This is a genomic window from Solibacillus sp. FSL H8-0523 (assembly GCF_038051985.1).
GTDB lineage: Bacteria > Bacillota > Bacilli > Bacillales_A > Planococcaceae > Solibacillus.
Genome location: NZ_CP150291.1, coordinates 2,741,624 through 2,767,242 on the forward strand (window position 1 = coordinate 2,741,624; position 25,619 = coordinate 2,767,242).

23 protein-coding genes, 1 other RNA gene and 1 other annotated feature are annotated in these 25,619 nt (G+C 39.5%); of the genes, 4 read left to right on the forward strand and 20 right to left on the reverse strand.

The features are described from left to right. Positions 1-97 precede the first annotated feature (97 nt). The 4 genes from NSQ62_RS13640 to NSQ62_RS13655 form a co-directional block, all read right to left on the reverse strand. The gene (locus NSQ62_RS13640; RefSeq protein ID WP_341320681.1) at positions 98-763 is read right to left on the reverse strand and encodes a tetratricopeptide repeat protein; all 666 of its coding nucleotides are present in this window, start codon (positions 761-763) and stop codon (positions 98-100) included. Positions 764-817: 54 nt separating this feature from the next. Then, positions 818-1,936, reverse strand: a complete 1,119-nt coding sequence (gene mnmA / locus NSQ62_RS13645; protein ID WP_341320682.1) for a tRNA 2-thiouridine(34) synthase MnmA — start codon at positions 1,934-1,936, stop codon at positions 818-820. Between the two features lie 99 nt (positions 1,937-2,035). Beyond that, the gene (locus tag NSQ62_RS13650; RefSeq protein WP_341320683.1) at positions 2,036-3,178 is read right to left on the reverse strand and encodes a cysteine desulfurase family protein; all 1,143 of its coding nucleotides are present in this window, start codon (positions 3,176-3,178) and stop codon (positions 2,036-2,038) included. A gap of 26 nt (positions 3,179-3,204) precedes the next feature. Then, on the reverse strand, positions 3,205-3,624 hold the full coding sequence (locus NSQ62_RS13655) for an Rrf2 family transcriptional regulator (RefSeq protein ID WP_341320684.1): 420 nt from the start codon (positions 3,622-3,624) through the stop codon (positions 3,205-3,207). A gap of 217 nt (positions 3,625-3,841) precedes the next feature. Here NSQ62_RS13655 and NSQ62_RS13660 point away from each other — a divergent pair, with 217 nt between their 5' ends. Further along, positions 3,842-5,119: a replication-associated recombination protein A gene (locus tag NSQ62_RS13660; protein WP_341320685.1), complete on the forward strand. Its 1,278-nt coding sequence runs from the start codon at positions 3,842-3,844 to the stop codon at positions 5,117-5,119. Positions 5,120-5,161: 42 nt separating this feature from the next. On the opposite strand, the gene NSQ62_RS13665 is transcribed toward NSQ62_RS13660, so the two are convergent. The 3 genes from NSQ62_RS13665 to NSQ62_RS13675 form a co-directional block, all read right to left on the reverse strand. Beyond that, positions 5,162-7,327 carry a methyl-accepting chemotaxis protein gene (locus NSQ62_RS13665; protein ID WP_341320686.1) on the reverse strand — a complete coding sequence of 722 codons (2,166 nt, stop codon included), beginning with the start codon at positions 7,325-7,327 and terminating at the stop codon, positions 5,162-5,164. 380 nt (positions 7,328-7,707) lie between these two features. After that, positions 7,708-8,199, reverse strand: a complete 492-nt coding sequence (locus tag NSQ62_RS13670; RefSeq protein WP_341320687.1) for a GTPase — start codon at positions 8,197-8,199, stop codon at positions 7,708-7,710. Between the two features lie 171 nt (positions 8,200-8,370). Next, positions 8,371-8,763, reverse strand: coding sequence for an aminopeptidase (locus NSQ62_RS13675; RefSeq protein ID WP_341320688.1), 393 nt, complete (start codon positions 8,761-8,763; stop codon positions 8,371-8,373). Positions 8,764-8,930: 167 nt separating this feature from the next. Here NSQ62_RS13675 and NSQ62_RS13680 point away from each other — a divergent pair, with 167 nt between their 5' ends. Next, entirely contained in the window at positions 8,931-10,388 is a 1,458-nt protein-coding gene (locus NSQ62_RS13680) for a methyl-accepting chemotaxis protein (protein WP_341320689.1), read from the forward strand. Positions 10,389-10,433: 45 nt separating this feature from the next. Here NSQ62_RS13680 and NSQ62_RS13685 read toward each other — a convergent pair whose 3' ends face one another. The 4 genes from NSQ62_RS13685 to hisS all read right to left on the reverse strand — a co-directional run bounded on the left by NSQ62_RS13685 (position 10,434) and on the right by hisS (position 14,734). Beyond that, a complete protein-coding gene (locus tag NSQ62_RS13685) occupies positions 10,434-11,195 on the reverse strand; it encodes a tRNA threonylcarbamoyladenosine dehydratase (protein ID WP_341320690.1) in 762 nt (253 codons plus the stop codon). Positions 11,196-11,329: 134 nt separating this feature from the next. Further along, a non-coding RNA gene (gene ssrS, locus NSQ62_RS13690) (6S RNA) lies at positions 11,330-11,534 on the reverse strand. 149 nt (positions 11,535-11,683) lie between these two features. Beyond that, positions 11,684-13,450, reverse strand: a complete 1,767-nt coding sequence (gene aspS, locus NSQ62_RS13695; protein WP_341320691.1) for an aspartate--tRNA ligase — start codon at positions 13,448-13,450, stop codon at positions 11,684-11,686. Positions 13,451-13,465: 15 nt separating this feature from the next. Further along, positions 13,466-14,734 (reverse strand): histidine--tRNA ligase, encoded by a 1,269-nt coding sequence (hisS, locus tag NSQ62_RS13700; RefSeq protein ID WP_341320692.1) that lies wholly within the window; start codon positions 14,732-14,734, stop codon positions 13,466-13,468. Positions 14,735-14,819: 85 nt separating this feature from the next. Next, positions 14,820-15,053: a binding site (T-box leader), on the reverse strand. 197 nt (positions 15,054-15,250) lie between these two features. Here hisS and NSQ62_RS13705 point away from each other — a divergent pair. Continuing rightward, positions 15,251-16,849, forward strand: a complete 1,599-nt coding sequence (locus NSQ62_RS13705; RefSeq protein ID WP_341320693.1) for an N-acetylmuramoyl-L-alanine amidase — start codon at positions 15,251-15,253, stop codon at positions 16,847-16,849. A 90-nt stretch (positions 16,850-16,939) separates the two neighbouring features. On the opposite strand, the gene purU is transcribed toward NSQ62_RS13705, so the two are convergent. The 4 genes from purU to NSQ62_RS13725 all read right to left on the reverse strand — a co-directional run bounded on the left by purU (position 16,940) and on the right by NSQ62_RS13725 (position 20,703). Next, complete coding sequence (purU, locus tag NSQ62_RS13710; RefSeq protein ID WP_341320694.1) at positions 16,940-17,839, reverse strand: formyltetrahydrofolate deformylase; 900 nt, start codon at positions 17,837-17,839, stop codon at positions 16,940-16,942. A gap of 105 nt (positions 17,840-17,944) precedes the next feature. After that, positions 17,945-19,144, reverse strand: a complete 1,200-nt coding sequence (locus NSQ62_RS13715) for an iron-containing alcohol dehydrogenase (RefSeq protein WP_341320695.1) — start codon at positions 19,142-19,144, stop codon at positions 17,945-17,947. Between the two features lie 328 nt (positions 19,145-19,472). Beyond that, complete coding sequence (locus NSQ62_RS13720) at positions 19,473-20,258, reverse strand: hypothetical protein (protein ID WP_341320696.1); 786 nt, start codon at positions 20,256-20,258, stop codon at positions 19,473-19,475. Positions 20,259-20,481: 223 nt separating this feature from the next. Then, a complete protein-coding gene (locus NSQ62_RS13725) occupies positions 20,482-20,703 on the reverse strand; it encodes a phosphate-starvation-inducible protein PsiE (RefSeq protein WP_341320697.1) in 222 nt (73 codons plus the stop codon). A 301-nt stretch (positions 20,704-21,004) separates the two neighbouring features. Between NSQ62_RS13725 and NSQ62_RS13730 the strand changes: the two genes are divergently transcribed. Beyond that, positions 21,005-21,880, forward strand: coding sequence for a hypothetical protein (locus NSQ62_RS13730; RefSeq protein ID WP_341320698.1), 876 nt, complete (start codon positions 21,005-21,007; stop codon positions 21,878-21,880). Positions 21,881-21,923: 43 nt separating this feature from the next. On the opposite strand, the gene NSQ62_RS13735 is transcribed toward NSQ62_RS13730, so the two are convergent. The 5 genes from NSQ62_RS13735 to phoU form a co-directional block, all read right to left on the reverse strand. Next, complete coding sequence (locus NSQ62_RS13735; RefSeq protein WP_341320699.1) at positions 21,924-22,487, reverse strand: NUDIX hydrolase; 564 nt, start codon at positions 22,485-22,487, stop codon at positions 21,924-21,926. 117 nt (positions 22,488-22,604) lie between these two features. Further along, a complete protein-coding gene (locus NSQ62_RS13740; RefSeq protein ID WP_341320700.1) occupies positions 22,605-23,033 on the reverse strand; it encodes a GatB/YqeY domain-containing protein in 429 nt (142 codons plus the stop codon). A gap of 83 nt (positions 23,034-23,116) precedes the next feature. Next, complete coding sequence (locus NSQ62_RS13745) at positions 23,117-24,364, reverse strand: hypothetical protein (RefSeq protein WP_341320701.1); 1,248 nt, start codon at positions 24,362-24,364, stop codon at positions 23,117-23,119. Then, positions 24,357-24,854: a sigma-70 family RNA polymerase sigma factor gene (locus NSQ62_RS13750; RefSeq protein ID WP_341320702.1), complete on the reverse strand. Its 498-nt coding sequence runs from the start codon at positions 24,852-24,854 to the stop codon at positions 24,357-24,359. The genes NSQ62_RS13745 and NSQ62_RS13750 overlap by 8 nt, the downstream gene beginning before the upstream one ends. 99 nt (positions 24,855-24,953) lie before the next feature. Next, positions 24,954-25,607 carry a phosphate signaling complex protein PhoU gene (gene phoU / locus NSQ62_RS13755; RefSeq protein ID WP_341323940.1) on the reverse strand — a complete coding sequence of 218 codons (654 nt, stop codon included), beginning with the start codon at positions 25,605-25,607 and terminating at the stop codon, positions 24,954-24,956. Positions 25,608-25,619 lie beyond the last annotated feature (12 nt).

Sequence of the window (25,619 nt, forward strand, 5' to 3'; positions counted from 1 at the left end):
TATCACATAAACAAACACCAAAAATACGTCCTTTCGTTCTATAAATACAAAAAAACTCTCATTTTAGCATTTCGTCTAAAATGAGAGTTTTCTACGTTTAGTTATCGCGCTGACAAATCATATCGTAAATATATTTTGCTTGATCGAATTCAGGCTGCAATGTGTACGCTTGCTTTAAGTGATATTTTGCTTTATCGGTATCTGTTGTTGATACAGCATATAATACCCCTAAATTGTAATGTGCATCAGCATTGTTCCAATCTTCTTCGATGACATACTCAAGCTCTGGCTTTGCAAATTCAAACATTTCTAACGTACATAATAAAATCCCATACGCTAAACGAATTTGAATATCTTTTGGTGCAATCTCTGCCGCACGCTGCATGTACGGTAACGCTAATTTGTACTGTTCACCGCGCTCGAAGCATTTTGCTAGCATGTAGTAAGCGTCTGCCCCTTGAATGCCGTGGTCTAAAGACTTTTGATAAAGTTTCGCCGCTTCTGTGTAACGCTCTGCCTCGTAGTAAAGATTCGCTAGGCCATAGTATGCTGTTGCCGCTGTTTCATCAACAACAATTGCTTTTTGGAAGAAACGCTCTGCACGCTCGATATCATTCATCGCAGCAAGTAATGTCCCAAAGTTCACATAGCCTACAGCTTCTTCTGGATTTGCTTCAATTGCTTGTGTGAATGCTTGTGCAGCATCCTCGTAGCGTTTTTCTTGGAAGGCTTTAATGCCGATTTCATTATAATTTGTATCCATAATTTCACCTCTATACAGATTGATAGACGCTCATTTACATGAACGTCTATCTTTTTAACCTACGTAAGTTAGTTTTTCGTTGTTTTTAAATACTTCGTCAATCGTACCGCCACCTAGACATACTTCACCGTCGTATAACACAACTGCTTGACCTGGTGTAATCGCGCGTACCGGCTCAGCAAATTCAATATACGCTGTCCCGTCTTCACGCATTGTTACCGTAACAGGTGAATCCTCTTGACGATAACGGAATTTCGCTGTGCAGCTAAATGTGCCTGTTTTCACTTCACTCGTAAAGCTCATTTTTACTGCTGATAATGCTTCCGAATAGAGTGCATCGTGATGGAAGCCTTGACCAACGATTAAAACGTTACGCGCTAAGTCTTTGCCGATAACAAACCAAGGTTCGCCGTCGCCACCGATTCCTAAACCGTGACGTTGGCCTAATGTATAATACATTAAGCCGTCATGCGTACCCTTCACTTCGCCTTCGAAAGTTTCCATATTCCCGGGTTGTGCCGGTAAGTACTGGCTTAGGAATTCTTTGAAGTTACGCTCACCGATGAAGCAAATCCCTGTGGAATCTTTTTTCTTCGCTGTAGCAAGACCTGCTTCTTCTGCGATTTTACGCACTTCTGGCTTTGGTAAATGCCCAATTGGGAACATCACTTTTTCTAATTGTTGTTCTGTTAATTGATTTAAGAAATACGTTTGGTCTTTATTGTTATCGATGCCGCGTAACATACGAACACCGTCTTCATTGCGGTCAACACGTGCATAGTGACCTGTCGCTAAATAATCCGCGCCAAGTGCCATTGCATGCTCTAAAAACGCCTTGAATTTAATTTCTTTGTTACACATTACATCTGGGTTAGGTGTACGGCCTGCTTTGTATTCTTCTAGGAAGTACGTAAACACTTTATCCCAATATTGTTTTTCGAAGTTCACTGCATAGTAAGGAATACCGATTTGGTTACATACCGCGATTACATCTTCGTAATCTTCTGTTGCTGTACATACGCCAAATTCATCTGTATCATCCCAGTTTTTCATAAAAATCCCGATAACATCGTAGCCTTGCTCTTTCAATAAATATGCGGCTACTGATGAGTCTACGCCACCACTCATCCCAACGACTACTCGAATTTGTGATGGATCTCTTGTTTCTACCATTTACTATTCACCTTTTCTTAGACAAATCGCGTAAAAGGCGCGAAGTCTTTCTTTTAATTTAATTGCCTCGGCATATTTGCGTCTGAAATCCGCCGGAAGTTACGTTAATCGTTTCACAATGACCGCTGTACGCTTACCTGCTTCACGAATTTGCTCATTCGTTAATCCTAACCCAAAACTGAAGCGAATGGAACTACGAAGTTCTGGCGCATTCTCCCCAAACATGGCAACGAGTACATGAGATGGGTCAATTGAGCCTGCAGTACATGCCGAGCCACTTGATACAAGTACGCCCGCCATATCTAAATTAATTAAAAATGATTCGACATCCGTCCCAGCAAATGTAACGTTGAACACATGCGCTAAAACTTCTTGTTGATGGCCATTGATTTTAAATTCAAGACCAGCTTGCTGGAATTCCTCGATTAAGATCATTTTAAATTCATTATACTGGGCTGTTTTCGCTTGTGCATGTTCTGCAGCAAGCTCTGCTGCTTTTGCAAACGCAATGGCTGCTGGTACGTTTTCCGTTCCGGCACGACGTTTTTTCTCCTGAGAGCCACCATGCATAAAGTTCGCTAATTTGACGCCTGTTTTCGCATATAAAAAACCGATGCCTTTAGGGCCGTTAATTTTATGTGCTGACACGCTTAATAAATCGATGTGCATTGCTTCTACATCGATTTGTTTTAAACCAAATGCCTGTACCGCATCTGTATGGAATGTTGCTATGTGGGTTTTTAACAGCTCTCCGATTTGTGCAATCGGCTGAATCGTCCCGACCTCGTTATTCCCGAACATAATCGTTACTAAAATCGTATCATCACGCAATGCTTTTTCTACGTCAGAAACAGCTACGCGCCCTGTTTCATCAACGGGTAAATACGTCACGTCAAAGCCTTCACGCTGTAATTTTTCACAAGCGTGAAGTACGGCATGATGCTCGATTTGTGTTGTAATAATATGCTTGCCTTCTTTTTGTCGCGCATAGGCTGTACCGAAAATCGCCGTATTATCGGCTTCTGTACCGCCACTTGTGAAAATAATTTCTGTTGCTTTCGCGTTAATTTTTTTCGCTAAAGCTGCACGTGCTTCGTCTAATGCTTTACGTGCCTGACGCCCTACTGTATGAATGCTTGATGCGTTACCGCTTTCATCCGCCATTGCACGTGCCATGACTTCAATCACTTCTGGTGCAACAGGAGACGTTGCGGCATGATCAAGATAAATTGTGTTTTGCAAACCGTTCAAACTCCTTTGAATACCGACTAAATGTAGAACATGTAGCCGTCTGTTACTTCATTGCTCGTATATTTTGCTAAGTCTTCGATTGATGTTGTGTCTAATACATTTTTCACCGCGTCACGAATGCGCATCCATAACTCACGCTGAGGTGCTTCTTCATTTTCAATTCCTTCTACTGGCTGAATCGGTCCCTCTAACACACGAATTACGTCAGCTGCAGAAATGTCCGCTGGTTTTGATGCAAGCATATAACCACCATAAGCACCGCGCACACTTTTTACAAGTCCTGCGTTACGAAGTGGTGAAACAAGCTGCTCTAAATATGCTTCTGATAACTCTTTTTCCGCTGCGATTTGGCGTAATGGAATTGGCCCTTCACCGTAGTGCTTTGCTAATTCAATCATAATCGTCAGACCGTAACGTCCCTTAGTTGAAATTTTCATAAGTTACACCTCTATTTTCTAGTCCATTAATAGCTTTATTATAGCACAACTCCTGTTATTCCACTCGGAAATCCTTTATCATTATAAGAAAAGAGCTAAAGCGCCCTTAGGCTTGCACGCGTAAAGACTTTCAAAACGCCTCGAGCAGTTGGTGCTTTAGCCTAGACACTGTAATAACGGTAAAATTGATACTTTTATAAATAAAGGAGTGTTTACATTGCAAAATGAACCGCTCGCATACAAAATGCGACCGAAACAAATAGATGAAATTGTCGGGCAAAAGCATATTCTCGGCTCTGACACACCACTTTATAAAATGATTACAAAAGGACATGTGCCTTCGATGCTTTTGTACGGCCCACCAGGTGTCGGCAAAACCTCGATTGCCAATGCGATTGCTGGTAGTTCGAAGCTACCGTTTTTCGCACTGAATGCCACACATGCTGGGAAAAAAGATATTGAGCAAGTCGTGATGGATGCACGTATGAGCGGGAAAGTAATTTTGTTTTTAGACGAGATCCACCGCTTTAATAAACTCCAGCAAGACACGCTGTTACCACATGTGGAAAACGGATCCATCATACTAATTGGAGCGACAACAGAAAATCCTTTCCACGATGTCAATCCTGCGATTCGCTCTCGTTGTGGGGAGATTTTACAGCTTGAGCGCTTAACGGAAAAAGACGTGTTACAGCTGTTAAAAAAAGCCTTAGCCGATGAAATTCGAGGTTTAGGAAAACTCGCAATACAGGCGACGGACGATCAGCTCGAACGGATAGCGAACGCCGCAAACGGTGATGCTCGAAAAGCACTTACGTTACTCGAATCTGTTTATTATGCGTCCGACGAAGTAGAGAATGTGACGATTTTAAACGATAACGCCATTGATGCATTAGCCAAACGAATTGGCGTATTTGGTGATAAGGGTGGGTCGAATTTTTACAACCTTTTATCTGCTCTGCAAAAATCCGTGCGTGGCTCTGACGTCAATGCTGCGCTTTATTACTTAGCGCATTTACTTGAAAGCGGAGATTTAATTGCCGTGTGTCGTCGTCTGCTTGTGATGGCCTACGAAGATGTGGGCTTAGCAAATCCAGCAGTCGGGGCACATGTACAGGCTGCTACAGAAGCTGCTGTTAAGCTCGGTTTACCAGAAGCGCGCATACCACTTGCAACAGCAGTCGTTGAAATGTGTTTATCGGATAAATCAAACTCTGCTTATAAGGCACTTGATGCTGCCGTTCAAGCAATTCACGAAGGAAAAACCGGTAATATTCCAAATCACTTAAAGGATGCACACTATGCAGGGGCGGTCGAGCTCGGACACGTTGGCTATAAATATCCACATGACTCACCCGTTGGTACATTCGGCGGCTGGGTGAAGCAACAATACTTACCAGATGAACTAATTGGCACTGAATTTTATAAACCTGTTATTGCGGGTGAGGAAAAACGCATGGCTGGTATTTACGAAAAACTAAAATCGTTTAAATAAAAATGAACAGGGCTACACCAAAAATTTGGTGTAGCCCTGTTATTATTTCACTGAAAACTTCGATACAACTTGTGCTAAAGTACGAATGAGTAAGGCACTGCGCTCTGTATCAAAGCGGGTTTGCTCGACTAATTTCCGCATCTCTTCAGCCGATTTTTCTACCTGCTCCACAACACGTACATTTTGTTCACTACTCGCGGCAATATTTTGTACCACATCACGCATTGAATCGGTCACATGATGGCTTGATTCACTTTCTTGCTCCATTTGCATCAGCACATCTTTCACAACCCGAATATACTTCGCCCCTTCTTCCACTTCTTCCCCATTTTGCTCAATTGCTTGCTCTATTAACTGCGAGTTCGATTCAATTAAACGTAAGGTTTCATGAATTTCGTGGGTAGCTCCTTTTGTTTGATTGGCAAGCTTTCGAATTTCTTCGGCAACGACCGCAAAGCCTTTGCCATGCTCCCCCGCACGTGCCGCTTCAATGGACGCATTTAACGCGAGTAGATTCGTTTGCTCGGCGACCGCATTGATCGATGCGACAACATTACTAATACTAGCCGATGATTCTGTAAACGTTGCTGTTAGTGAACTTGTCGCTTTTACTTGCGTCACCACATCACTCATTCGCTCATCAATACCCATGACTTGCTGCTGTGCGGCTTGTAATTGGCTGCTTGATTGTTGTTCCATTTGCTGCATAATATCTTGAATTTCTTCAATTTGTGACATCGCTTCACGTACATCCTTTAGCTGCTGCGCAATCGCGTGCTGCATATCACCCATTTGCTCGTGTACGTGCATGGAATAGCGTTCAACATCGACCGTACGTTCACGCAGTGCGTTATTTGTTTGCTGTACGTCACCTGATGAAATTTGGACTTTCGTAATTAAATCGGACTGGGTATCGACAAAGCTATTAATCCAACGGGCCATCTCACCTGTTTCGTCATTGCTTAGTTCCGAGCGGTCAATACGCATCGTTAAATCGCCTGCGCCTTCTGCAATTTTTTGAATCATATTCGAGACGTGATTGACTCGGCTCACAATCGGCTTTAAATATTTATTTAAAAATATGGCAGTCGCCACAAATGCATAGATGATACTAATGGCAAACACAACAATTGCAGGGATTACCTTTATTGCCGTTAAAATTTGAAATAGTAACACATTCATTAGCATAAACACAGTAAAATTTAACCCTAATTTATAGCCAATAGAACGCGTCCGATACACTTCCTCTACATCCGCTTCACACATCATCCCCCAAACATCTGGGCTATGTGGTAATTGAAACGTCACCCCTTTACCGATTACAGGGATATGGCGATAATCGGAATAGCCTGGAAACTCCACCATTAAGTTCGAACCGTTTTTAATCGTATTCGCCACACCCGGATGGAGACTACCTGTTGCGGGGTCTGTAAAACGAATTTCAAATTCGGTATGGTTGTTAATTTTGACCGTGCCCCAAGATTTTGTATGAACACCCGCCTTTAAATTTTCACCAAAAGAAAATTGCTCATCTTCAAAACGGCTACGTGATAATGCAATACCAGGCTCGATTGATGGATCAAAATTCGACTTGGTCATAAAAATATAGTTGTCACCTGTATCTTGATAAATATGCCCTGCTTCGCGCTGAATCATATCAGAAATGACATCATTTGGAATACGCGCCACCATAATGTATTGCATAATTCCTTCGATAAAAATCGGCTGTAAGAATAATAGGGTTACCTCATCGTGAAACTTTGAGCTACGTGCTCCAATTTCAACGGTAATTGGATCAATAAATGGTCCATATAATAGTGGTTTCCCCGTTTGCCAAACCGTGTGTAATGCCTTTTCATAAATCGGTGTATTCCCTTTTGCGTAGCTGACACCAATATGCTTTTCAAAACTTGATGCAAATATCGTTGCATCACGGTTTACTAAAAACAACTCTGTAAAATAGGTACTGCGCTCTTTTGAACGTGTTAAAAATATGTTCAGTTCATCCGCTTGATAACGAATTACTTCTGCAGCTCTCGAATCAAGTGACACCCAACGATCCATTGTCCAAGCCTGTAATAAATCGACACGTGCTTTTGCGATACTTTCAAAAACTTCTTCCTTACGCTTTTTCGTTTTTTCATTTAATCGATAACTCCACCAAAGCGGTAAGCCTTCCTTGAACGATAGCCAACCAAAAACCCCCATATGCTCATCACCTTCTCTGTATGTAACGAATGCTAACATTGTTTGTTAAAACTGTATGACATAACCCCAATTTTATGGAATATTCAAACGATTAGCAATGAGGGACACATGTGTGTAATCGCTCGAAAACGCTTACAGCCAAGCTTTTATAGGTTCTAAACTTCCATAACGATTTTCTGATATAACATTTAAAATTATTATCCTTAGATAACTTAAAATGAAACCCTTGATATACATAGCGTGAGAATGATTTTATCGCATTTCGAGATTATTGCTATTGGATGGATAAAAAATATTTTTAAGAGTGCTTGTTTCTCACATCGTGTTGTTTAAAAAACATCAAAAAAAGCGCCTGAAATTTGCATTCAGACACTTAGTTATTATTCATATGATTTTGTGAAGCCAGAAAATTTTTCAAAGCAAGTTGCTGTCTTTTCAGAGAGCTTGATTTCGCTAGTCTTACCTGTTAATTCCCCGATACTCTTTTTCACTTCTGAAATGAATTCTTCATTCTCTTCTAATGATGCGTTCGGTAAACAACTTACACTAATTTGATAGCGTTCTAAAATTTGCGCTCTTGCTTCTGGATCTTGTTCATCTATTAAATGAGATTGCGCAAGACCTGTAAAATAAAGAATCTTCGCTGCAATATCCATATAAAGCGTCCAGTATGTTGAGGCTTTAGGCATTGCTCCCTCATTACTCGCAATATAACTATTGAAGTTCTGCGCTACCTTTTGTAGCAAACCATCTAGTTGTTCATACGCTTTTGACCAATTTGGTTTCGAATCAATCGAATCAAACACAATTGTATCGACTTGTAACTGTAACTTAGGCAAATTTAATAAATCATTTTTCAGATCAATATTCATTTTGAACAGTTCCTCCTAACATTACCAACCGTATTACAAATACGTACCCTAACTATAACAAAAAAAAAACACGTTTCTATGAAATGGAAAAAAACATTAAAATTAAGGTATTTTTTTACCATTTTGAACCTTTTAATAGAATATTATGTAATTTGCTGTTCGATTATTCCTTCATTTTAGTCGAGAAATATAATTTGAATAATATTTTTTTGTTTCTTCTAGTTGTGCAAATTGGTGTTTTACAAAGTTTATCATTTTTCCATTTTCATAATGTTTAATGGTTTGTTTCGAACAGTAGAATATCCAACACTGCACTTCAATCCATTGCTCTAACGGTAGTTCTTTGCCTACTAAAAATAACGGCTTTTCTTTTAATACACCAGCCATCTTGTAAAAACCTTCACTTAACCGGAAGCCTTTTGTAACAAAATCGTATTCTGGCTCTACAATCTGTTGTATATCAAATACGTGAATGGTACTTGCTTCTATATCAATCGCTAGTTCAACCGTACCAACAACATCTATTATATTTAAACCTTTATATTCTAGTTGATGAATAGTCATTTTGACATTCCTCATTTCCTTAGATTTATTTTATCACAATAATATCTCGCTTAAAAATAAATGAATGCTCATTCAAAAAAGCGTGACATCATTAAGGAATTAATGTATAAATAAGTTAAAGTTTGTATTTTTGAACATTTTATGACATTTATATGGAAGGTGATTCGATGATCGAACAACTAAAAGTAAGAGATTTATATGAAAAAAATAAGATCCTCATGATTGTTTACGGAATGGCAGCTGTATTAGGTAGTTTTGCTCAACTGTTCATTGATCGACCAATTGGTGTTGCTTTGTCGTTAATTATTCCTGTTACGTTTACATTTATCGTTTTTCTCGTACAGCAAAAAGTAGTCGCACTCCGTCCCTTTTTCCCCTATTTCGTAGTAGTCGCTGGTGTTATTACGGTTTTCGGTACAATTTTTACAAACAAAGTAACACTAGCTACGCTTATCTTGAGTATTTTCGTTTTGATTTTGGCAAGTATTCACAACCGTGTGAACGTACTGATTGCTGGCTATATTGGCTCCACATTAGGGCTGATTTTTAACTTTACACTTGATAAAGAAGGATTTGCGGTTGACCCTGCTAACGTATTTGTTACACAAACGTTGATGTTCGTTGCGATTTTACTTCAAGTACGTCAAAATCGCACCCTTCTGAAAAATGTTGAAAACTTAATGATTGATGCAAATGACCGCGCCATTTCAGAAGGTCAATTGCATCATCATTTGGAAAATTCGGTACAAACGATTACATCCAAGCTTGAGCTTATTACCGAAAGCACAAACCAATCTAGTACAGCGCACCAACAAATGCTTACTTCGTTAAAAGAAGTAAGTATCGGGGCGCACAAGCAATCGAGCTTTGTTCATAATATTGTACAAAGTACGGAGCATACAAACGAAGAGCTTCATTCGATTGTCTCTGAATTAACAAATATCGTCGAGCGTGCCGAACAGGCAAGTATTCGCGCAGTAGATGGCGCGAATTCCATGACAACATTAAAACAAGAAATTAATACATTTACAGCATTCTTTAACGAACTAAATACAACATTCCTTTCGCTTTCTGAAAAAATTACCGAAACGAATCAGTTCGCAACAGCCATTCATCAAATTACCGATCAAACCAATTTATTGGCACTGAACGCTTCGATTGAGGCCGCGCGTGCAGGAGAACATGGCAAAGGCTTTGCGGTTGTTGCCGATGAAATCCGAAAGCTCGCAGGAATTACGGATGGAATGGTACTTAAAATCGATCAAAATTTAGCTGAAGTCAATAACTTCAATAAACTAGCGCTCAGCCGCTTAGAAGACGGCATTTCCCATGTAACGAAGCAAGAAAGCACGGTCGAACAATCTAGTGACACATTCAATAACCTATTTGGTGCAATGAAAACATTGCAGCATAATTTACATCAGTTTTCGACAAGCGTGCACTCGATCGAAAATAATGCGGCTTCGATTGAAGTTGCGACAAGTGAATTCGCCGCGATTATTGAGCAAAGCACTAATTCAATTGATCAGCTCTACAACATGCTCGAAAACATTAATGAAGAACAACGTCACGTCACAAAAAATATTGAAGATACCTACCAACAAGCCGTTAAAATCATAGGCTAGCATTAAAAAAATCAGCTGCTCTCGTCATTTGAGAACAGCTGTTTTTTACCCTTGAACGCGCTTAATTGTTATATCTTTTAAAATCGTATTAATAACCCAGCTTGCGGCGATTAAACCAGCAACTGAAGGTACAAATGCATTTGATGATGGTGGTAGCTGTGCTTTACGAATTTCAGCTTCAGGCTTCCCAACGTATTCTGCAACCTCTGGGCGTACGACTATCGGAGATTCATCTGAGAACACCACAGTTACACCCTTTTTAATGCCTTCTTTACGAAGCTTAGTGCGAATTACTTTTGCAAGTGGGTCCGTATGTGTTTTTGAAATATCCGCAATTTGGAAACGTGTTGGGTCCATTTTATTGGCCGCACCCATACTTGAAATCATTGGAATCTTACGTTTTAAGCATTCCTTCATAATATGAATTTTGTAAATTACCGTATCAGAAGCATCAATGACATAATCAATGCCCTGTGCGAAAAATTGTTCATATGTTTCTTCTGTATAGAACATGTGCATATCAATAACTTCACATTCTGGGTTAATATCAGCGATACGTTCTTTCATAACACCTGATTTTGACTTGCCAACTGTTGACAAGTAGGCCACTAATTGACGGTTTACATTCGTAATGTCAACATTATCTTTATCGACTAAAATAATACGGCCAACTCCACTACGTGCACATGCTTCCGCTGCAAATGAACCGACTCCACCTACACCTAAAATGGCAACAGTAGTATTTCTTAATTTTTCTAGCCCCTCTGTACCGATAGCTAGCTCATTACGAGAAAATTGATGTAACATCTATTTGTACCCCTCAATCTTTATCATTCTACTAGGAATTATAACGACTCCACCTTGTACATGCAAGTGACAATCGAAAATCACCAAACAAAAATACCCCTCTACTAGAAAAGTAGAAGAGTATGAAGGAATTGACGAATCCCAAATATGCCGTCTTGCTAACAACATCGTTTTGATCCCGTATTACCAAAAGGGGGGTGCACTAATCGTAGCGTTAAACTTCCCGCTCTAAAAAACCTGGGGCCTGTTTGCTTCTACGTTAATAAGTAGCTCCCAACGATTTAATGTTCGGTCAAAAGTGTTAACTAACAAATTACATGACGAACATCTCAGGATTCGTATTACCGTTATATTATCATCTGAATTCAGATAATTCAAACGAAAACTTCATAATACTAAAAAATATTATTAATGTACTAGATTTCATACAAAATATTAAAAATAAAGCACTAAACAGGGAATTGTTTAGTGCTTTTGTATAGTAATTATTATTTATTAATGGCTACTTTTAAGCTTAAATCTTCAAGTTGCGCATCTGAAACTGGAGATGGTGCATTTGTTAGTAAGCAGCTTGCTGTTGCAGTTTTCGGGAACGCAATCGTATCACGTAAGTTTGTACGACCCGCAAGTAGCATGATTAATCTGTCAAGACCCATTGCTAATCCACCGTGTGGAGGAACGCCGTAGTCAAATGCTTCTAATAAGAAACCGAATTGTGCACGCGCTTCTTCTTCAGAGAAGCCAAGTAATTCAAACATTTTTGCTTGTAAGTCTGGCTCGTAAATACGTAATGAACCGCCGCCAAGCTCGTAACCGTTTAACACGATATCGTATGCTTGTGCACGCACTTCTTTCGGGTTTGTGTTCATTAATTCTAAATCTTCATCGAATGGACGAGTGAATGGGTGATGCGCTGCATAATAGCGGCCTTCTGCTTCGTCGTATTCGAATAATGGCCAGTCAACAATCCATAAGAATGCAAACTCAGATTCATTGATTAAACCTAATTCTTTTCCAAGTTTTAAACGTAAAGCGCCTAATGCATCTGCAACAACAGATGATTTATCTGCTACGAATAATAATAGGTCGCCCGCTTCTGCTTCTGTTGCAGTGATAATGCCGTTTGCTGCTTCCCCTTCGAAGAACTTCGCGATTGGGCCGTTTAAGCCTTCTTCTGTTACTTTTAACCAAGCTAACCCTTTTGCACCGTAACGGCCAGCAAATTCACCTAACGCATCGATATCTTTACGAGAGTAGTTGGCTGCAGAACCTTTTACGTTAATCGCTTTTACTTCGCCACCATTTGCTACTGCATTTGCGAATACTCCGAATGCAGAATCTTTTACGATGTCAGAAAGTTGCTTTAACTCTAAGCCGAAACGTACGTCTGGCTTGTCTGAACCAAAGCGGTCCATTGCTTCTTTATAGCCCATACGTGGGAATGGCGTTACCACATCGATGCCTTTAACATCTTTCATCACTTGTGTAAGTAGGCGTTCGTTCATTGCGATAATTTCATCCATTGATAAGAATGATGTTTCAATATCGACTTGTGTGAATTCCGGCTGACGGTCAGCACGTAAATCCTCATCACGGAAGCAGCGTGCAATCTGGAAGTACTTCTCAAATCCACCTACCATTAATAGCTGTTTAAATAATTGTGGTGATTGTGGTAATGCATAAAATTCGCCATCATGTACGCGTGATGGGACTAAATAGTCACGTGCGCCTTCTGGAGTTGATTTTGTTAAAATTGGTGTTTCCACTTCTAAGAAGCCTTCTGTTTGTAAGAAGTTACGGATTGTACGTGTTACATCAGAACGTAATTTAAATGTGTCGTACATCACTGGGCGACGTAAGTCTAAATAACGGTATTTTAAACGTAATTCTTCTGAAACTTCAACGCTATTATCAATTGCGAATGGAGGGTTTTTTGCTTCATTAATGATTGTCAACTCAGAAGCTACTACTTCGATTTCGCCTGTTTTCATGTTTTTGTTAATTTGAGAAGCGTCACGTAAGACAACTGTACCTTTTACTTCAATCACGTATTCGTTACGAATTTTTTCAGCTGTTGCTAGTGCGTCTTTTGCTTGATCTCCAAATACAACTTGTACGATACCTTCACGGTCACGCATATCTACGAAAATCAGTCCGCCTAAATCACGACGTTTTTGTACCCAACCTTTTAATACTACTTCTTGTTCTGCTTGTGCAGCTGTTACTAAGCCACATGCATGAGTTCTTTGTGCCATTGTCTATTCCTCCAACTATTTGTTTTCTAAAACGTACTGAACTAAGTGACCGAAATCTACTTTTGCTTGGTCGCCTGTTTCCATTGTTTTTACGTTTACTACTTGCTCTTCTAGCTCTGTCTCACCTAATACAATGGCAAATTTTGCATTTGCACGGTCAGCCGCTTTCATTTGGGCTTTCATTTTACGGTCTGCATAATCGATTTCAGCAGAAATGCCCTTCGCACGGAATGAACTTACTAATTCCACTGCTTTTAGCTTCGCTGCATCACCCATTGTGACTACGTATAAATCTAATGTATCCTCTGTTTCTAGCTCAATGCCCTTTGCTTCAAGCGCTAAAAGTAAGCGTTCAATTGACATTGCAAAGCCGATACCAGGTGATTCTGGACCACCAATATCTTCTACTAAGCCGTTGTAACGACCGCCACCGCAAAGTGTTGTAATCGATCCAAAGCCATCGCCTGTAATCATAATTTCAAATGCTGTGTGATTGTAATAATCTAAACCACGCACTAAATTCGGATCTACTTCGTAAGAAATCCCCAGAACATCTAAGTAGCCTTTTACTTTTGAGAAGTAGTCTGAAGAAGCATCTGTCAAATAATTTGTTAACGCAGGAGCTGTTGCCATCGCTTCATGCTTCGCGTCTACTTTACAGTCTAAAATACGTAATGGATTCTTTTCTAAACGGCTTTGGCAATCGCCACAAAGTTCGCCAACTACTGGTGTGAAGTGATTAATTAACGCGGTACGGTGTGCATCACGCGTTTCTTTATCACCTAGTGAGTTGATAACTAATTTTAAATCTTTTAAACCAAGTGATGTATACACATCCATTGCAAGTGCCATTACTTCCGCATCAATCGCTGGATCCGCAGAACCAATCGCTTCAACACCAAATTGTACGAATTGACGGTAACGCCCCGCTTGTTGACGCTCATAACGGAACATTGGCCCTGTGTAATAGAGCTTTACAGGTTGGTCTGGGTTACCAAACATTTTGTGTTCTACATACGCACGTACCGCTGATGCTGTACCTTCTGGACGTAATGTTAATGAACGATTTCCTTTGTCGGTAAATGTGTACATTTCTTTTTGTACGATATCCGTTGTATCCCCCACACCACGTTGGAATAATTCTGTTGACTCGAACATCGGTGTACGAATTTCTTTATAACGATAAACATGACATAGTTCACGAATTGTTTGTTCTACTTTTTGCCATTTTTCGGATTGTCCCGGTAAAATGTCTTGTGTTCCTTTAGGTACTTTAAAATTCATAAAAAGCACTCCTCCCATAACTGTTTCGACCAATAATGTGTTTTTAAGGAAAATAAAAAAAGCTCCCGTCCCCTGCAAAAAAATTGCAAGGGACGAAAGCTTATGTATACTTCCGCGGTTCCACCCTAATTGATGTATGACTACATCCTCTCGTACTCGGATAACGGCCGATTCCGTTTTCCCCTACTAAAAAAATCGTTCGAGGAAACGCCTCTCAAGTGTTATTCACATGTTACATACTGTAGGAAAGATTTCAGCCGGTGTCTTTCCCTCTCTTGTCAATAGTGGCAACCGCTACTTATTTGGTCATTGGCAATGTTACTTGTTAAATTAACACTAATGTTAATGATGTGACTCGAAGTTGTCAACTATTTTCTTGTTTAGATTACATGGAATCGCATGAATTTACCTTTTCACCAAAAAAACGCTATATTTTTCAATGTACTTACTTTTATAATAGTAGTGTATACAATTTCTATCACAACACCTCAAAATCTTACTAAAAAGGAGACGCCTATGAATAAAAAGCGTTTGGCGATTCTTATATCGCTACTTTTAGTATTCACACTACTATTCCCACTAACAAATAGTGAAAAAGCCACTTATGCTGAAGGTGAGCAGCTTTATGTGAATGCAGAAATTTTATATTTACGTGAAGGCCCAGGTCTTTCGTATCCAATACTCGATACCTTGAAAGATGGAACCGCCCTTACTTCATTAGGGAAAGATGGGGACTGGCACAAAGTTCGAATTCATGACAAGGAAGGTTTTGTTGCAGCGTGGCTTGTCAAATCATCAAAGCCCTTAGCAGCAGCAACTAGCCAGAAAACAGTGGTCGCTCAAGTAGATACACTGAATTTACGTGCCGAACCTTCACTCTCTGCTACGGTTCTAACAAAAATTTCTTCCGGCACAGAAAGTACATTTTTACAGCAACAAGGGGATTGGATTCAAATTCAATTTTCGAACACAACAGGCTGGGTATTTAGCAATTATGTTACGGTGAAAGAAGAAACGGTTTTACAAACCCCTTCAAAAGATTCCGAAGAACAAAAGGAATCCAAAAAAACTCAGACTTCTGAAAATGATCCGAACACATTTACTGTAAACGTTAACGCCATTAATATTCGAAAAAAACCAGATTTAACCGCCAAAAAGTTAGGCCTTGCTAAAAAGGACGAGCAATATACAGTTTTAAGTCGCGACCACAACTGGGTTCAAATTGAATATGAAAAAGGTGAAAAAGGCTGGATTTATAGCTTTTATGGTACATTCACGAAGCAAGGGACTGCACCAAAAAACAACCAAGAGCCCACTACTAATAACGAAACCGTGACAATTATTTATAATGGGACAAATTTACGAGAGCAGCCTTCAACTTCATCCAATGTTGCAGCACGTGTCGATGCAGGCGCTACATACAAAATCGTCGCGACCGAGGATGATTGGTATAAAATCGCATTAAACGATGGTGCTACTGCTTATGTGGCCAATTGGGTTGTCACAAACAATCAAGCATTGAGTACAACGACTACAGCCAATAAAGCGGACCGCAAAAAAGGGACATTAAAGGGGTTAACAATCGTCATTGACCCAGGTCATGGTGGTAATGACCGTGGCACAACTGGTGCACGTGGTACTGATGAAAAAGACATCAATATATTAACAGCTGAATTATTGCGTTCAAAATTACAGGCTGCTGGTGCAAACGTCTTGATGACGCGAGAATCAGATGTCTTTGTAGACCTTCGAAAGCGCGTAGCTGTATCACATCAAGTAAGCGCAGATGCATTTCTAAGTATTCACTATGATGCAATAGAAGATAATTCGGTGCACGGCTTCACAACGTATTATACGAATCGCTACCAAAAAGAATTAGCAGAGACGATTCATGCAGGCATTGCTAAAAAAGTTTCGCTAAAAGACCGCGGTGCACGTTACGGCGACTATTTAGTATTACGTGAAAATCGCCAGCCATCTGTACTTCTCGAGCTTGGTTACTTAAGTAATCCTACTGAAGAACGTGCCATTACAACCGATTATTATCGTGAACAAGCAACACTTGGTATTTACCAAGGTTTACTGAATTACTTTGATGCACAATTAACTAAATAACATAAGCAAGAGGGATGAATGCTTCGTACTTGCCTCCATCCTCATCGCAAAAAAGGCGTCCCGAAAATTACTTTCAGGACGCCTCCTTTTCTAATGAAATACAATCGTTTTGTTTCCCTCTACAATAATACGATTTTCTAAATGCCAGCGAACCGCGCGTGCTAATACACGACGTTCAATTTTCCCACCAATCTTCTTCAGCGATGCCACATCATCTCGATGATCTACACGCTCGACATCTTGTTCAATAATTGGCCCCTCATCCAAATCATTCGTTACATAATGACTCGTTGCACCGATTAATTTCACCCCGCGCTTATATGCACGACTATATGGGTCTGCGCCTATAAATGCTGGTAAAAATGAATGGTGAATATTGATGATTCGATGTTCAAAACGTGCAACAAACTGCGGAGTTAAAATTTGCATATAACGCGCTAAAATGATGAAATCGATATCGTATTTTTCAAGCAGTTTGATTTGCTGTTGCTCTACTTGCGCGCGAATTTCTCGATTCGCTGGAATATAGTAAAACGGAATATTATGTATCTCAGCAATGTGACTAGCTGCCTCGTTATTACTAATGATTAGCGGGATATCCATTAATAAATCTCCATTTTTCCATTCCCATAATAGTTCCATCAAACAGTTTAAATCTTTTGAGACAAATATCGCTGCTCGTTTTTTGATGGTCGGATAATAAAATTGATAGGACATTTGATAACCCTCTGCAAGTTGTTCAAATTCCTTCTCCATGTTTGACATAACTGCTTCTTGGTGATTGATATGGTACGCTAAACGAATAAAAAACATGCCACCCTCTGGATCATTTGAATATTGGCTCGATTCTACGATATTTGCTCCGTGCGTATACAAAAATGTCGATAATTTGGAAACAATTCCGGATTGATCCACACATTTTACTAATAAATGACCTTCAATTTTTGTCGTTCCTGGATCGACCTTCTGCTTCTGTGCAATTTGTTGCATGCTCTTCACTCCATTCTTTAGATGAACGTTATTATTATCGATTTCAGAAAATTCTGCAACATAAAAAGCGTAATGTCAGCAAAATTGCAACATTACGCATTTGATTTATTGTTTGATTACCTGATACATATAAAACATTTCATCTTTATCCATCACTTTTGGAACTGGGTACAGCGGATTTGCCTCCTGTAGCGCGCGCTCTACCATAAGCGGGATATCTTGGTTTTTTATCCCGTCAATTTTAGTTGGAATACCCATTTTTTTATTTAAATGCTCGATGGCCTCGATGAATAATGCCGCTTTTTTTTCATCACTATCCGATATTTTTCCAATCCCCACCAAATTAGCGAGCTCCGCTAATGGCTTTGCTGCACTCGACCCGTAAAATTTCAACACATGCGGTAAAATCACAGCATTGGCATAGCCGTGCGGAATTTGATAAAACCCACCTAGTGTATGTGCTATCGCATGTACATAGCCAACATAGGCTCTCGTAAACGCAAGACCTGCTAAATAAGACGCACGCTGCATTTGTTCACGCGCTTCAATGTCTGTTCCGTTTTCGTAGGCCCGTGTTAAATAGTTAAAAATCAAAATGACCGCTTCTCTTGAATACTTTCTTGTTTCCTCAGTATTACTTTTCCCGATATACGCTTCGACGGCATGCGTTAACGCATCCATACCTGTCGTTGACGTGATATGCATTGGTAAATTGACGGTTAATAACGGATCTAATACAGCATAGTGTGGCACAAGTGACGGGTCCATAATGGCGAATTTTTCGTGTGTTTCACTATTTGACACGACTGCGGCAATCGTTCCCTCGCTTCCCGTACCCGCTGTTGTCGGTACAGCAAAGAATGGTGGCATTTCTTTACGCACTTTAAATAAACCCTTCATTTGTTCGAGGGATTTATCTGGACGCGCTAGTCGTGCGGCAACCGCTTTCGCACAATCCATCGGTGAACCGCCACCAAATGCGATAATGCCCTCACAGTTGTAGTTCGTATACAGTTCAAGCGCTTCTTCTACATTAGTAAATGTAGGATTAGGTACGGTTTTGTCGTAAATAATATTCGAAATATCAAGTTCCGTTAATCCTTCTAATAAGGGCTCCATTAATTTCGTTTTTTTAATGCCCTCATCTGTAACAATCAAGACACGTTTCAAATTCAAGCTCCGAATTATTTCAGGAAGATTTAGTAAACTATTTTCACCTTCTACTAACTGTGGTACTCTCCAATTTAGGACCTTCATGCCTAAACGCATCGTTCCTTGAAATGTTCGACAGTATGCTGTGTACATGGTAACACTCCATTTCTCTCTATTTTAATTGCGCATTATTACAATATTCTCCCAAAAATGAAAAATTCCTTTTAAAAAGAACAAAAGTACTAAAGTGCCCGTCTAGCCCCGATCGGTCAAAGCGCCACATCCATATGGCATGACCGTTTAGGACTCACATCGTGTGAGCCTTAGACATTGGAGAGCCCTCCTGCAAAAATAAACGCTTCACCTTTTGCAGGAGGGGTTGAAATGTCCGAGGTGCTGGCGCTTTAGCCTGGACGTAGATCATCTATAATTTTCTTAAAACAAAAAAACGAACCCACGTTGGATTCGTTATAGAACACTATTATTCATTTGCAAAAAATACTTTGTGAGCAAACGGGATTGGTTGAACTTCAAAATCGACTTCACTCATTGCAATGACAGATACATCAATGTCTAATTCATTTAATTTTCCTTCAAAATCAGCTTGCATTAACGCTTGAAAATCCGTATATTGATTGTCAGTAATGATCATTAAATCACGACCATTTCCAATCGAATCCGCTTCGAAAATTGCGAGTGCTTGCTCTATCGCTGGAACTAGTTCCGCATCCGATGTACCCCCAGCATTTATAAACCGCTCAAACATAGGAAGCGTTATCACACCATTTTTAAATGCAATTGGTTGTTGTACCATTTTTGAAAATGGCACAATAAGTAAATCACGCTTTTGTGATGCACATAAATGAAACAACGGTAAAATTGTCCCTTTACAAAATGCCTCGAACTCCATCATAGATTCCGACTGTTGTAGCGCAACGACCATGGGTGAAAATAGATCTTCCACTTCTTGAAAAGGCACAAAATAGACATTACCTTCTACAACGGTATGCTCCTTTACATATTGCTTTTGGAGCTGTTGAGTTAATAAAAAATCCTTATCTTGCATTTTCGGCATGGTTGCCTCTACTTCTTGAATCATTTCCTGTAGTGACATCGAAATTTCGAGGATTTCCACAAAATTTTCATCCTCTTTAAATTTCGCGATAAACTGCTGTTGTGCTGATTCCTCTAACGTTTGAAATGAAGCATTTTTATATAAAAAATGAAGAATTTCATCGTTTAATAATGTCTTCTGATCGTTTGCCATGTGAAACCCCTCCATCATTTTTAAAATCAATAACGCTAGTATAGCGAAATTTTGTGTAGAAAAGTAGTAACTCGATTTGACATGTTCGAGGGCAATAATATTTCTGCCTATCTCCCCTCTACCTATCAATAGGATTATGTTCTAGCAGCTTAAATTTGCGTTTTTCAACAAACAAAAAAGCGGCACCCCAATTCGGAATGCCGCGCCATACAACTGTATGTAATTAAAGTTTTTCAGTTAAGCCGTGTAATGTATCTTTTAATTCACGGTCATGGTTTGAAAGCTCGATTAAGTTTTCTAAACGCTCGTGTAAAATTGGACGCTCAATTACTAATTGCTCATCTAATACTTGGACAAATAATTCAATAAGCATACGGTTTTGAATTAATAATGCTTCTTCTACACGCTCAGGAGCGATTGTTACTACTCTCTTTTTTTTAGCCATTGTTAGGGCCTCCCTTTAGTTTATACAACGTTATTTTAGCACAAGGCGCGACAATTTTGTGAAGATATTTCAAATTCATCACGGCTTTTAAGCAAAAATAACCTCAAATGCGTGCATTTATTTCATTAGAAATCAATTTCTGCATCAACTCATCTGATTACATCAATAGGCGTTCATTCGAGATGAGGCTACCATAATAAAAAACACTTTTCAAGTACCAATCTATGGTATAATTACTTATACCTATTTAAAAAATAAAAAAGAACTACACCTTTACTATATTTTTGAAAGGAAGATATCCTTGCAACCAATTATATCTCAAGATGCTTATGAAATTCGTTTGGTGCAACACCTACTATCGAATCGCTTTTTACGTACATCGAATGGAAAACTCGTGACATCACGTTCCATTTCGGACGAGACGCTAGGCTTTGAAACCGAAGATAGCTTATGTCGTGAATGGTTACTATCCATTTATGAGAGCTATCATTTTTATGAAGGCTTTGAAACGTTTAATCAATGTACAGAATTTATTCACTCTACAAATTATGACGATGAACTATACCGTATTGTTCAATTCAATCAACAATTTTATGCCATAGTTTATGAAAATTCACAACATCAGCAAATTATCGGAAAAGATTTATCCTATTTCACAAAAAATAATATGTTCATCTGCGCGAAACGTCCTCCGTCTAATTTAATGATTAAAGATCGACACAAATCACCATCAATTCCACTAATCTATTATGAATTATCTGCATTTGACCCTGAATTAAAAGTTTATGAATTATGCCATAATACAAAAGACTATGTTGAGGTACCTATTTTAGAGGCTGTTGAATATGCTATACTTCTCGGAATAACGTTTAAAGATATTTGGTATACCTGTGATAGTCCCCACGCAATTGCCCATAATCGCGCTTTATTGGACTTGTATTTTAATCTGGGTCATAACCTAACCTTATTTGGTAAATATTCAAAGGCGATTGCGATTAATCCATTCCAACGACTTGTTTATTTACAACGAGGTCGCGTTGAACATTTCCAATGGGATGTTGAAGATCCTCGTTCACAGCAACGTCTACTTCCATACCGTGAAGTGCGTCGCTTCCATGAAAATATGCGTACACGTCCTGTTAGTTTTGAAGATGCCCCACAACCGATTCAAATATAAGAAGGTGTGTTAAAAGTTTTGAACTTTTAACACACCTTTTCATTTATAACTGCAGTTCTTTTATTTTCGTTAAGATTTTTTCGTAAACCGGAATCATATGCGGCTCGCTACATTTTTGTGCAATTTCATCGATGTTGATCCAGCCAACAGCGCTATTTTCATCTAGCTTGGCCGTAATGGCTGCATCTTCTTGCACTTCAAAGACATAGGTTGCATTAAAATGTAAATGCGGTGCTACATATTTTCCGTTCTTCACATGACCAACGACCGGTAAAATATCTAATGAAATCATTTGCTTTTGTACAGCTTTCACTTCGTTAAGTCCCGCTTCTTCCATCAGTTCCTTCTTCGCTACATGTAGTAAATTCGGGTCTCCGTCCGCATGTCCGCCTGTCCAACTCCATGAATTATAAATATTATGGTAGACCATTAATACTTTTGTACGGTCCGGATTTACCGCAAATGCAGATGATGTAAAATGCAAAATTTCGTTATTACGTGTTAACACATCTGATAAGGTTGCCATTGCACGCAAGATTAAATCTCGGTCTTTTGTTTCTTGCTCATTAAATGGTACATATAACTCGATTTGCTCATGTAACGTCATCGAAAAATCCTCCCTATGTAGCCAGTGATAACTAGATTGTACTGCATTCACTTAGAAAAATATAGAAAAAAAGGCTTTACAAAATCATAAATTTCGTAAAGCCTGCTTAGTTTAAAGTTAAGAAATTAACGATTTCACGACTTTTGACATTGTCGCGCCGTCTGCCTTACCATCTAATAATGGCTTGGCAATTTTCATTGCATCACCCATGTTCATACCTGAAGTAACGCCAGCCTCTTGAAGTGCTACCACGATTTCTTCTTCTGATAATTGCTTTGGTAAGAAGCTTTTTAAAATAACTAATTTCGCTTCTTCTTTTTCGATTAAATCATCCCGGCCCGCTTGCTTTGCACCGTCTAATGATTGATTTGTTTGCTTCACTTCACGGTTAATAACTGCCGTTTCTTCTAATGGTGTTAATTCTGCACCTTTTTCTTTTTCTGCTGCATCTAGTGCTGCTTTCACAAGCGTTAACACACCTTTAGCTAACACGTCTTTATTTTTCATTGCTTGCTTTAATTGATCAAATACAACTGTTTTTAACATGATAAAACCCCTTTACAAATGAATAAGCAACGAAGCTCATTCGAGTTATCTCCATTGTACCATGTATACAACGCTTGCATAAATTATTTTGTCACAAATGTTTGTAGCCAGCTGTCCAGTGCTTTTGTTTGTTTCTCTGTTAATTTGCCAATTGTTGCTTGCCCATACGGCACTAAGTAATAATTGTTATAATCATTTTCGAACACGGTGTACGTTTGCTCTGGTAGTTGTACTGTATAGCGTGGTGTTAAATAATTCGTCACCATCTCTTGTGCTTGCCATGCTAGTTCATTTGTGAGTTGATGCCATGCCTCAACTTGCGCATCCGTTACAACGATTTTTGGAATTGCCAGTTTACTTACCGGGATGTAGACTTCTAAATTTTCAGCTATCCCATTCGTAATTCGCTCATTATAAGATGTGTTCGTCCTATTTACCGACACACGAACAAAATCCCCGACTTGTACGTCGACCGCGTCGTAATTAATAAGCCACGCCTTTAACCGTTCTTCTTGTAGAGCGTGCCGTTCTTCTTCTGTCATTTGCTGAATTTCGTGATAGGTTGTATTTTGAATAAAATAAATCATCTTGCCTTCAACTGCGGCAATGGTGCCTGATTTCGGGACCGACACACCGTAATTTGGATCACTCGTCACGTTATAGTATTCCTTTGTTGCTAATAGTTCCCGTTCGAAATTCTCCTCTAAATAATCATTCACAATTTTCTCTGTATACTCCCTTGCAAAATCCTCAAGTAATTTTGGATTTTCAGCGAGCCACTTTTCATCTAGCTGTGTTGAATAGAGCACGTTTTCGATTAAAATTGGCTGCACATGTGTTTGATAGTGTTCGAGTGTCATACCCGATAATTCCTTTAGCTGTTCAAAAAAGGGATTTTCAGTCTCATGATTTAAGGCATTCAGTTGTTGCTCTCTTTTATTATACTGCTCATTGGTATACGTCAGGCCTTGCGCTTTTGCGTATGCTTGAATCGCGATGGCCGTTTGATAATCCCGAAATGCGTAATTAATCGTCCATTGCTTTCCTTCAGAGCTTTCGTGATCGAAACTTGTAAACATTTTCTCTGTCGCCATGTAATAATCAAATAAATCATCATTTTTAAACATGTCAGAAGCTTGCTGCTCCACCTTATTTGGCAACAGCCACAGCGTAAAACCGATTAAACAAACCGCCATGATAAATACGGGTACAACTAGAAAATTACGTTTCGATGGACGCTTATGTTTCCCTTCGAGTGCTCGCTTTACACTGCGCTCACTGTCAGACAAATCACCCGCTACATCGATTAATGCTTTTTTGAAATCATTCATGGTTGAGCACCTCCCAATCGCCTTCTAATACTGGGCGTAGCTGTTCCCGTGCACGCCTTAACCTTGTCTTCACCGTATTTTCATTCGTTCCGAGTACGTCCGCTATCTTAGTAATGGGCATTTCCTCAAAATAGTATAAAATAATCGGCTCACGGTATTTCAGTGGTAGGGTCAGAATCGCCGCGCCAATTTTTGAACGTTCTTCTTTCTGAATGAGGTGGTCCTTGTCCGTTGTTTTCATCCACCATTTTGATTCGAATTTTAGTTTTTTATAGGCCCAACTTTTTAAGTAGTCTTTTGATTTATTAATCGTCAGCATCGACAAATAGCTTTTAAGCTGCCCGCGCTCTTCGTAATTTGACTGCATATATTTGATAAAAACATCCTGCACAATATCTTCAGCGGCATGGCGATTTTTCGTGTAAAAGTAGGCAATCCGTAGTAAATGGGTGCTATACTCGTCGACAATGTGCTCTAGCTGTTCATTCATCTGCTTCGCCCCCCTTCCCTTACATTGTAAACGATTGCCAAATTGAATACGTTTCAAAATACATAAAAAAGCTACGCGAATTTCTCACGTAGCTATAAATTAGTTATTCAGTTCATAGTGCTTGCCTTTGACAAGGTAAAACAGGTGCTCAGCGATATTTGTCGCGTGGTCTGCCGAGCGTTCGATGCAGCGGCAAATAAACGACAGGTTTGTTACTTGTGCCACATGCTCACTTGAAATCGAGAGCTTCATTAAATTGCTAATGGTATTGCCTGTTAACTCATCGACCTCATCATCAAGTGCTGCAATTTCTTTTGCCTTCGCTGTGTTTTCTTCGATAAAAGCTTCGACAATTTGACGTAGCATGGACACCGTTTTATGGAACATTTCTTCAATCGGCTCCACGCTCGTAATAAACGGCTCTTTCCCGATGCGAATCGTTTCCTTCGCGATATTGACCGCATAATCTCCAATGCGCTCCATATCGGCTGCTGCTTTAATGACAACAATCAGGCGGCGTAAATCCGTCGCAACTGGCTGCTGCTTGGCGATTAACAAAATCACACGGTCATTAATCGTTTCTTCTAGCCGATTAATTTTGAAATCCTGTTCAATGACTTGTAAGGCTAAATCAATATCTTTATTCATTAGCGCATCAAACGATAGCTGCAAGGCGCCAATACTTGTATCACAAAGCTCCATTAATTCCTGTTGGACACTTATTAAATCATGCTCAAATCGTTCCCTTATCATCGCTGTCATAGG

Bases quoted from the DNA above. Each gene is read 5' to 3' on its own strand.
- NSQ62_RS13675 (WP_341320688.1), bottom strand. From the start codon at position 8,763: ATGACTATTCATCAACTAGAATATAAAGGTTTAAATATAATAGATGTT.
- NSQ62_RS13680 (WP_341320689.1), top strand. From the start codon at position 8,931: ATGATCGAACAACTAAAAGTAAGAGATTTATATGAAAAAAATAAGATC.
- NSQ62_RS13740 (WP_341320700.1), bottom strand. From the start codon at position 23,033: ATGTTAAAAACAGTTGTATTTGATCAATTAAAGCAAGCAATGAAAAAT.
- mnmA (WP_341320682.1), bottom strand. From the start codon at position 1,936: ATGGTAGAAACAAGAGATCCATCACAAATTCGAGTAGTCGTTGGGATG.
- NSQ62_RS13685 (WP_341320690.1), bottom strand. From the start codon at position 11,195: ATGTTACATCAATTTTCTCGTAATGAGCTAGCTATCGGTACAGAGGGG.
- NSQ62_RS13725 (WP_341320697.1), bottom strand. From the start codon at position 20,703: ATGGCTAAAAAAAAGAGAGTAGTAACAATCGCTCCTGAGCGTGTAGAA.
- phoU (WP_341323940.1), bottom strand. From the start codon at position 25,607: ATGATAAGGGAACGATTTGAGCATGATTTAATAAGTGTCCAACAGGAA.
- NSQ62_RS13715 (WP_341320695.1), bottom strand. From the start codon at position 19,144: ATGTACACAGCATACTGTCGAACATTTCAAGGAACGATGCGTTTAGGC.
- hisS (WP_341320692.1), bottom strand. From the start codon at position 14,734: ATGAATTTTAAAGTACCTAAAGGAACACAAGACATTTTACCGGGACAA.
- NSQ62_RS13640 (WP_341320681.1), bottom strand. From the start codon at position 763: ATGGATACAAATTATAATGAAATCGGCATTAAAGCCTTCCAAGAAAAA.
- purU (WP_341320694.1), bottom strand. From the start codon at position 17,839: ATGCAACAAATTGCACAGAAGCAGAAGGTCGATCCAGGAACGACAAAA.
- NSQ62_RS13720 (WP_341320696.1), bottom strand. From the start codon at position 20,258: ATGGCAAACGATCAGAAGACATTATTAAACGATGAAATTCTTCATTTT.
- NSQ62_RS13735 (WP_341320699.1), bottom strand. From the start codon at position 22,487: ATGACGTTACATGAGCAAATCGAGTTATATGTACCATTTAATGAGCAA.
- NSQ62_RS13655 (WP_341320684.1), bottom strand. From the start codon at position 3,624: ATGAAAATTTCAACTAAGGGACGTTACGGTCTGACGATTATGATTGAA.
- NSQ62_RS13670 (WP_341320687.1), bottom strand. From the start codon at position 8,199: ATGAATATTGATCTGAAAAATGATTTATTAAATTTGCCTAAGTTACAG.
- NSQ62_RS13750 (WP_341320702.1), bottom strand. From the start codon at position 24,854: ATGAATGAACAGCTAGAGCACATTGTCGACGAGTATAGCACCCATTTA.
- NSQ62_RS13665 (WP_341320686.1), bottom strand. From the start codon at position 7,327: ATGGGGGTTTTTGGTTGGCTATCGTTCAAGGAAGGCTTACCGCTTTGG.
- aspS (WP_341320691.1), bottom strand. From the start codon at position 13,450: ATGGCACAAAGAACTCATGCATGTGGCTTAGTAACAGCTGCACAAGCA.
- NSQ62_RS13745 (WP_341320701.1), bottom strand. From the start codon at position 24,364: ATGAATGATTTCAAAAAAGCATTAATCGATGTAGCGGGTGATTTGTCT.
- NSQ62_RS13705 (WP_341320693.1), top strand. From the start codon at position 15,251: ATGAATAAAAAGCGTTTGGCGATTCTTATATCGCTACTTTTAGTATTC.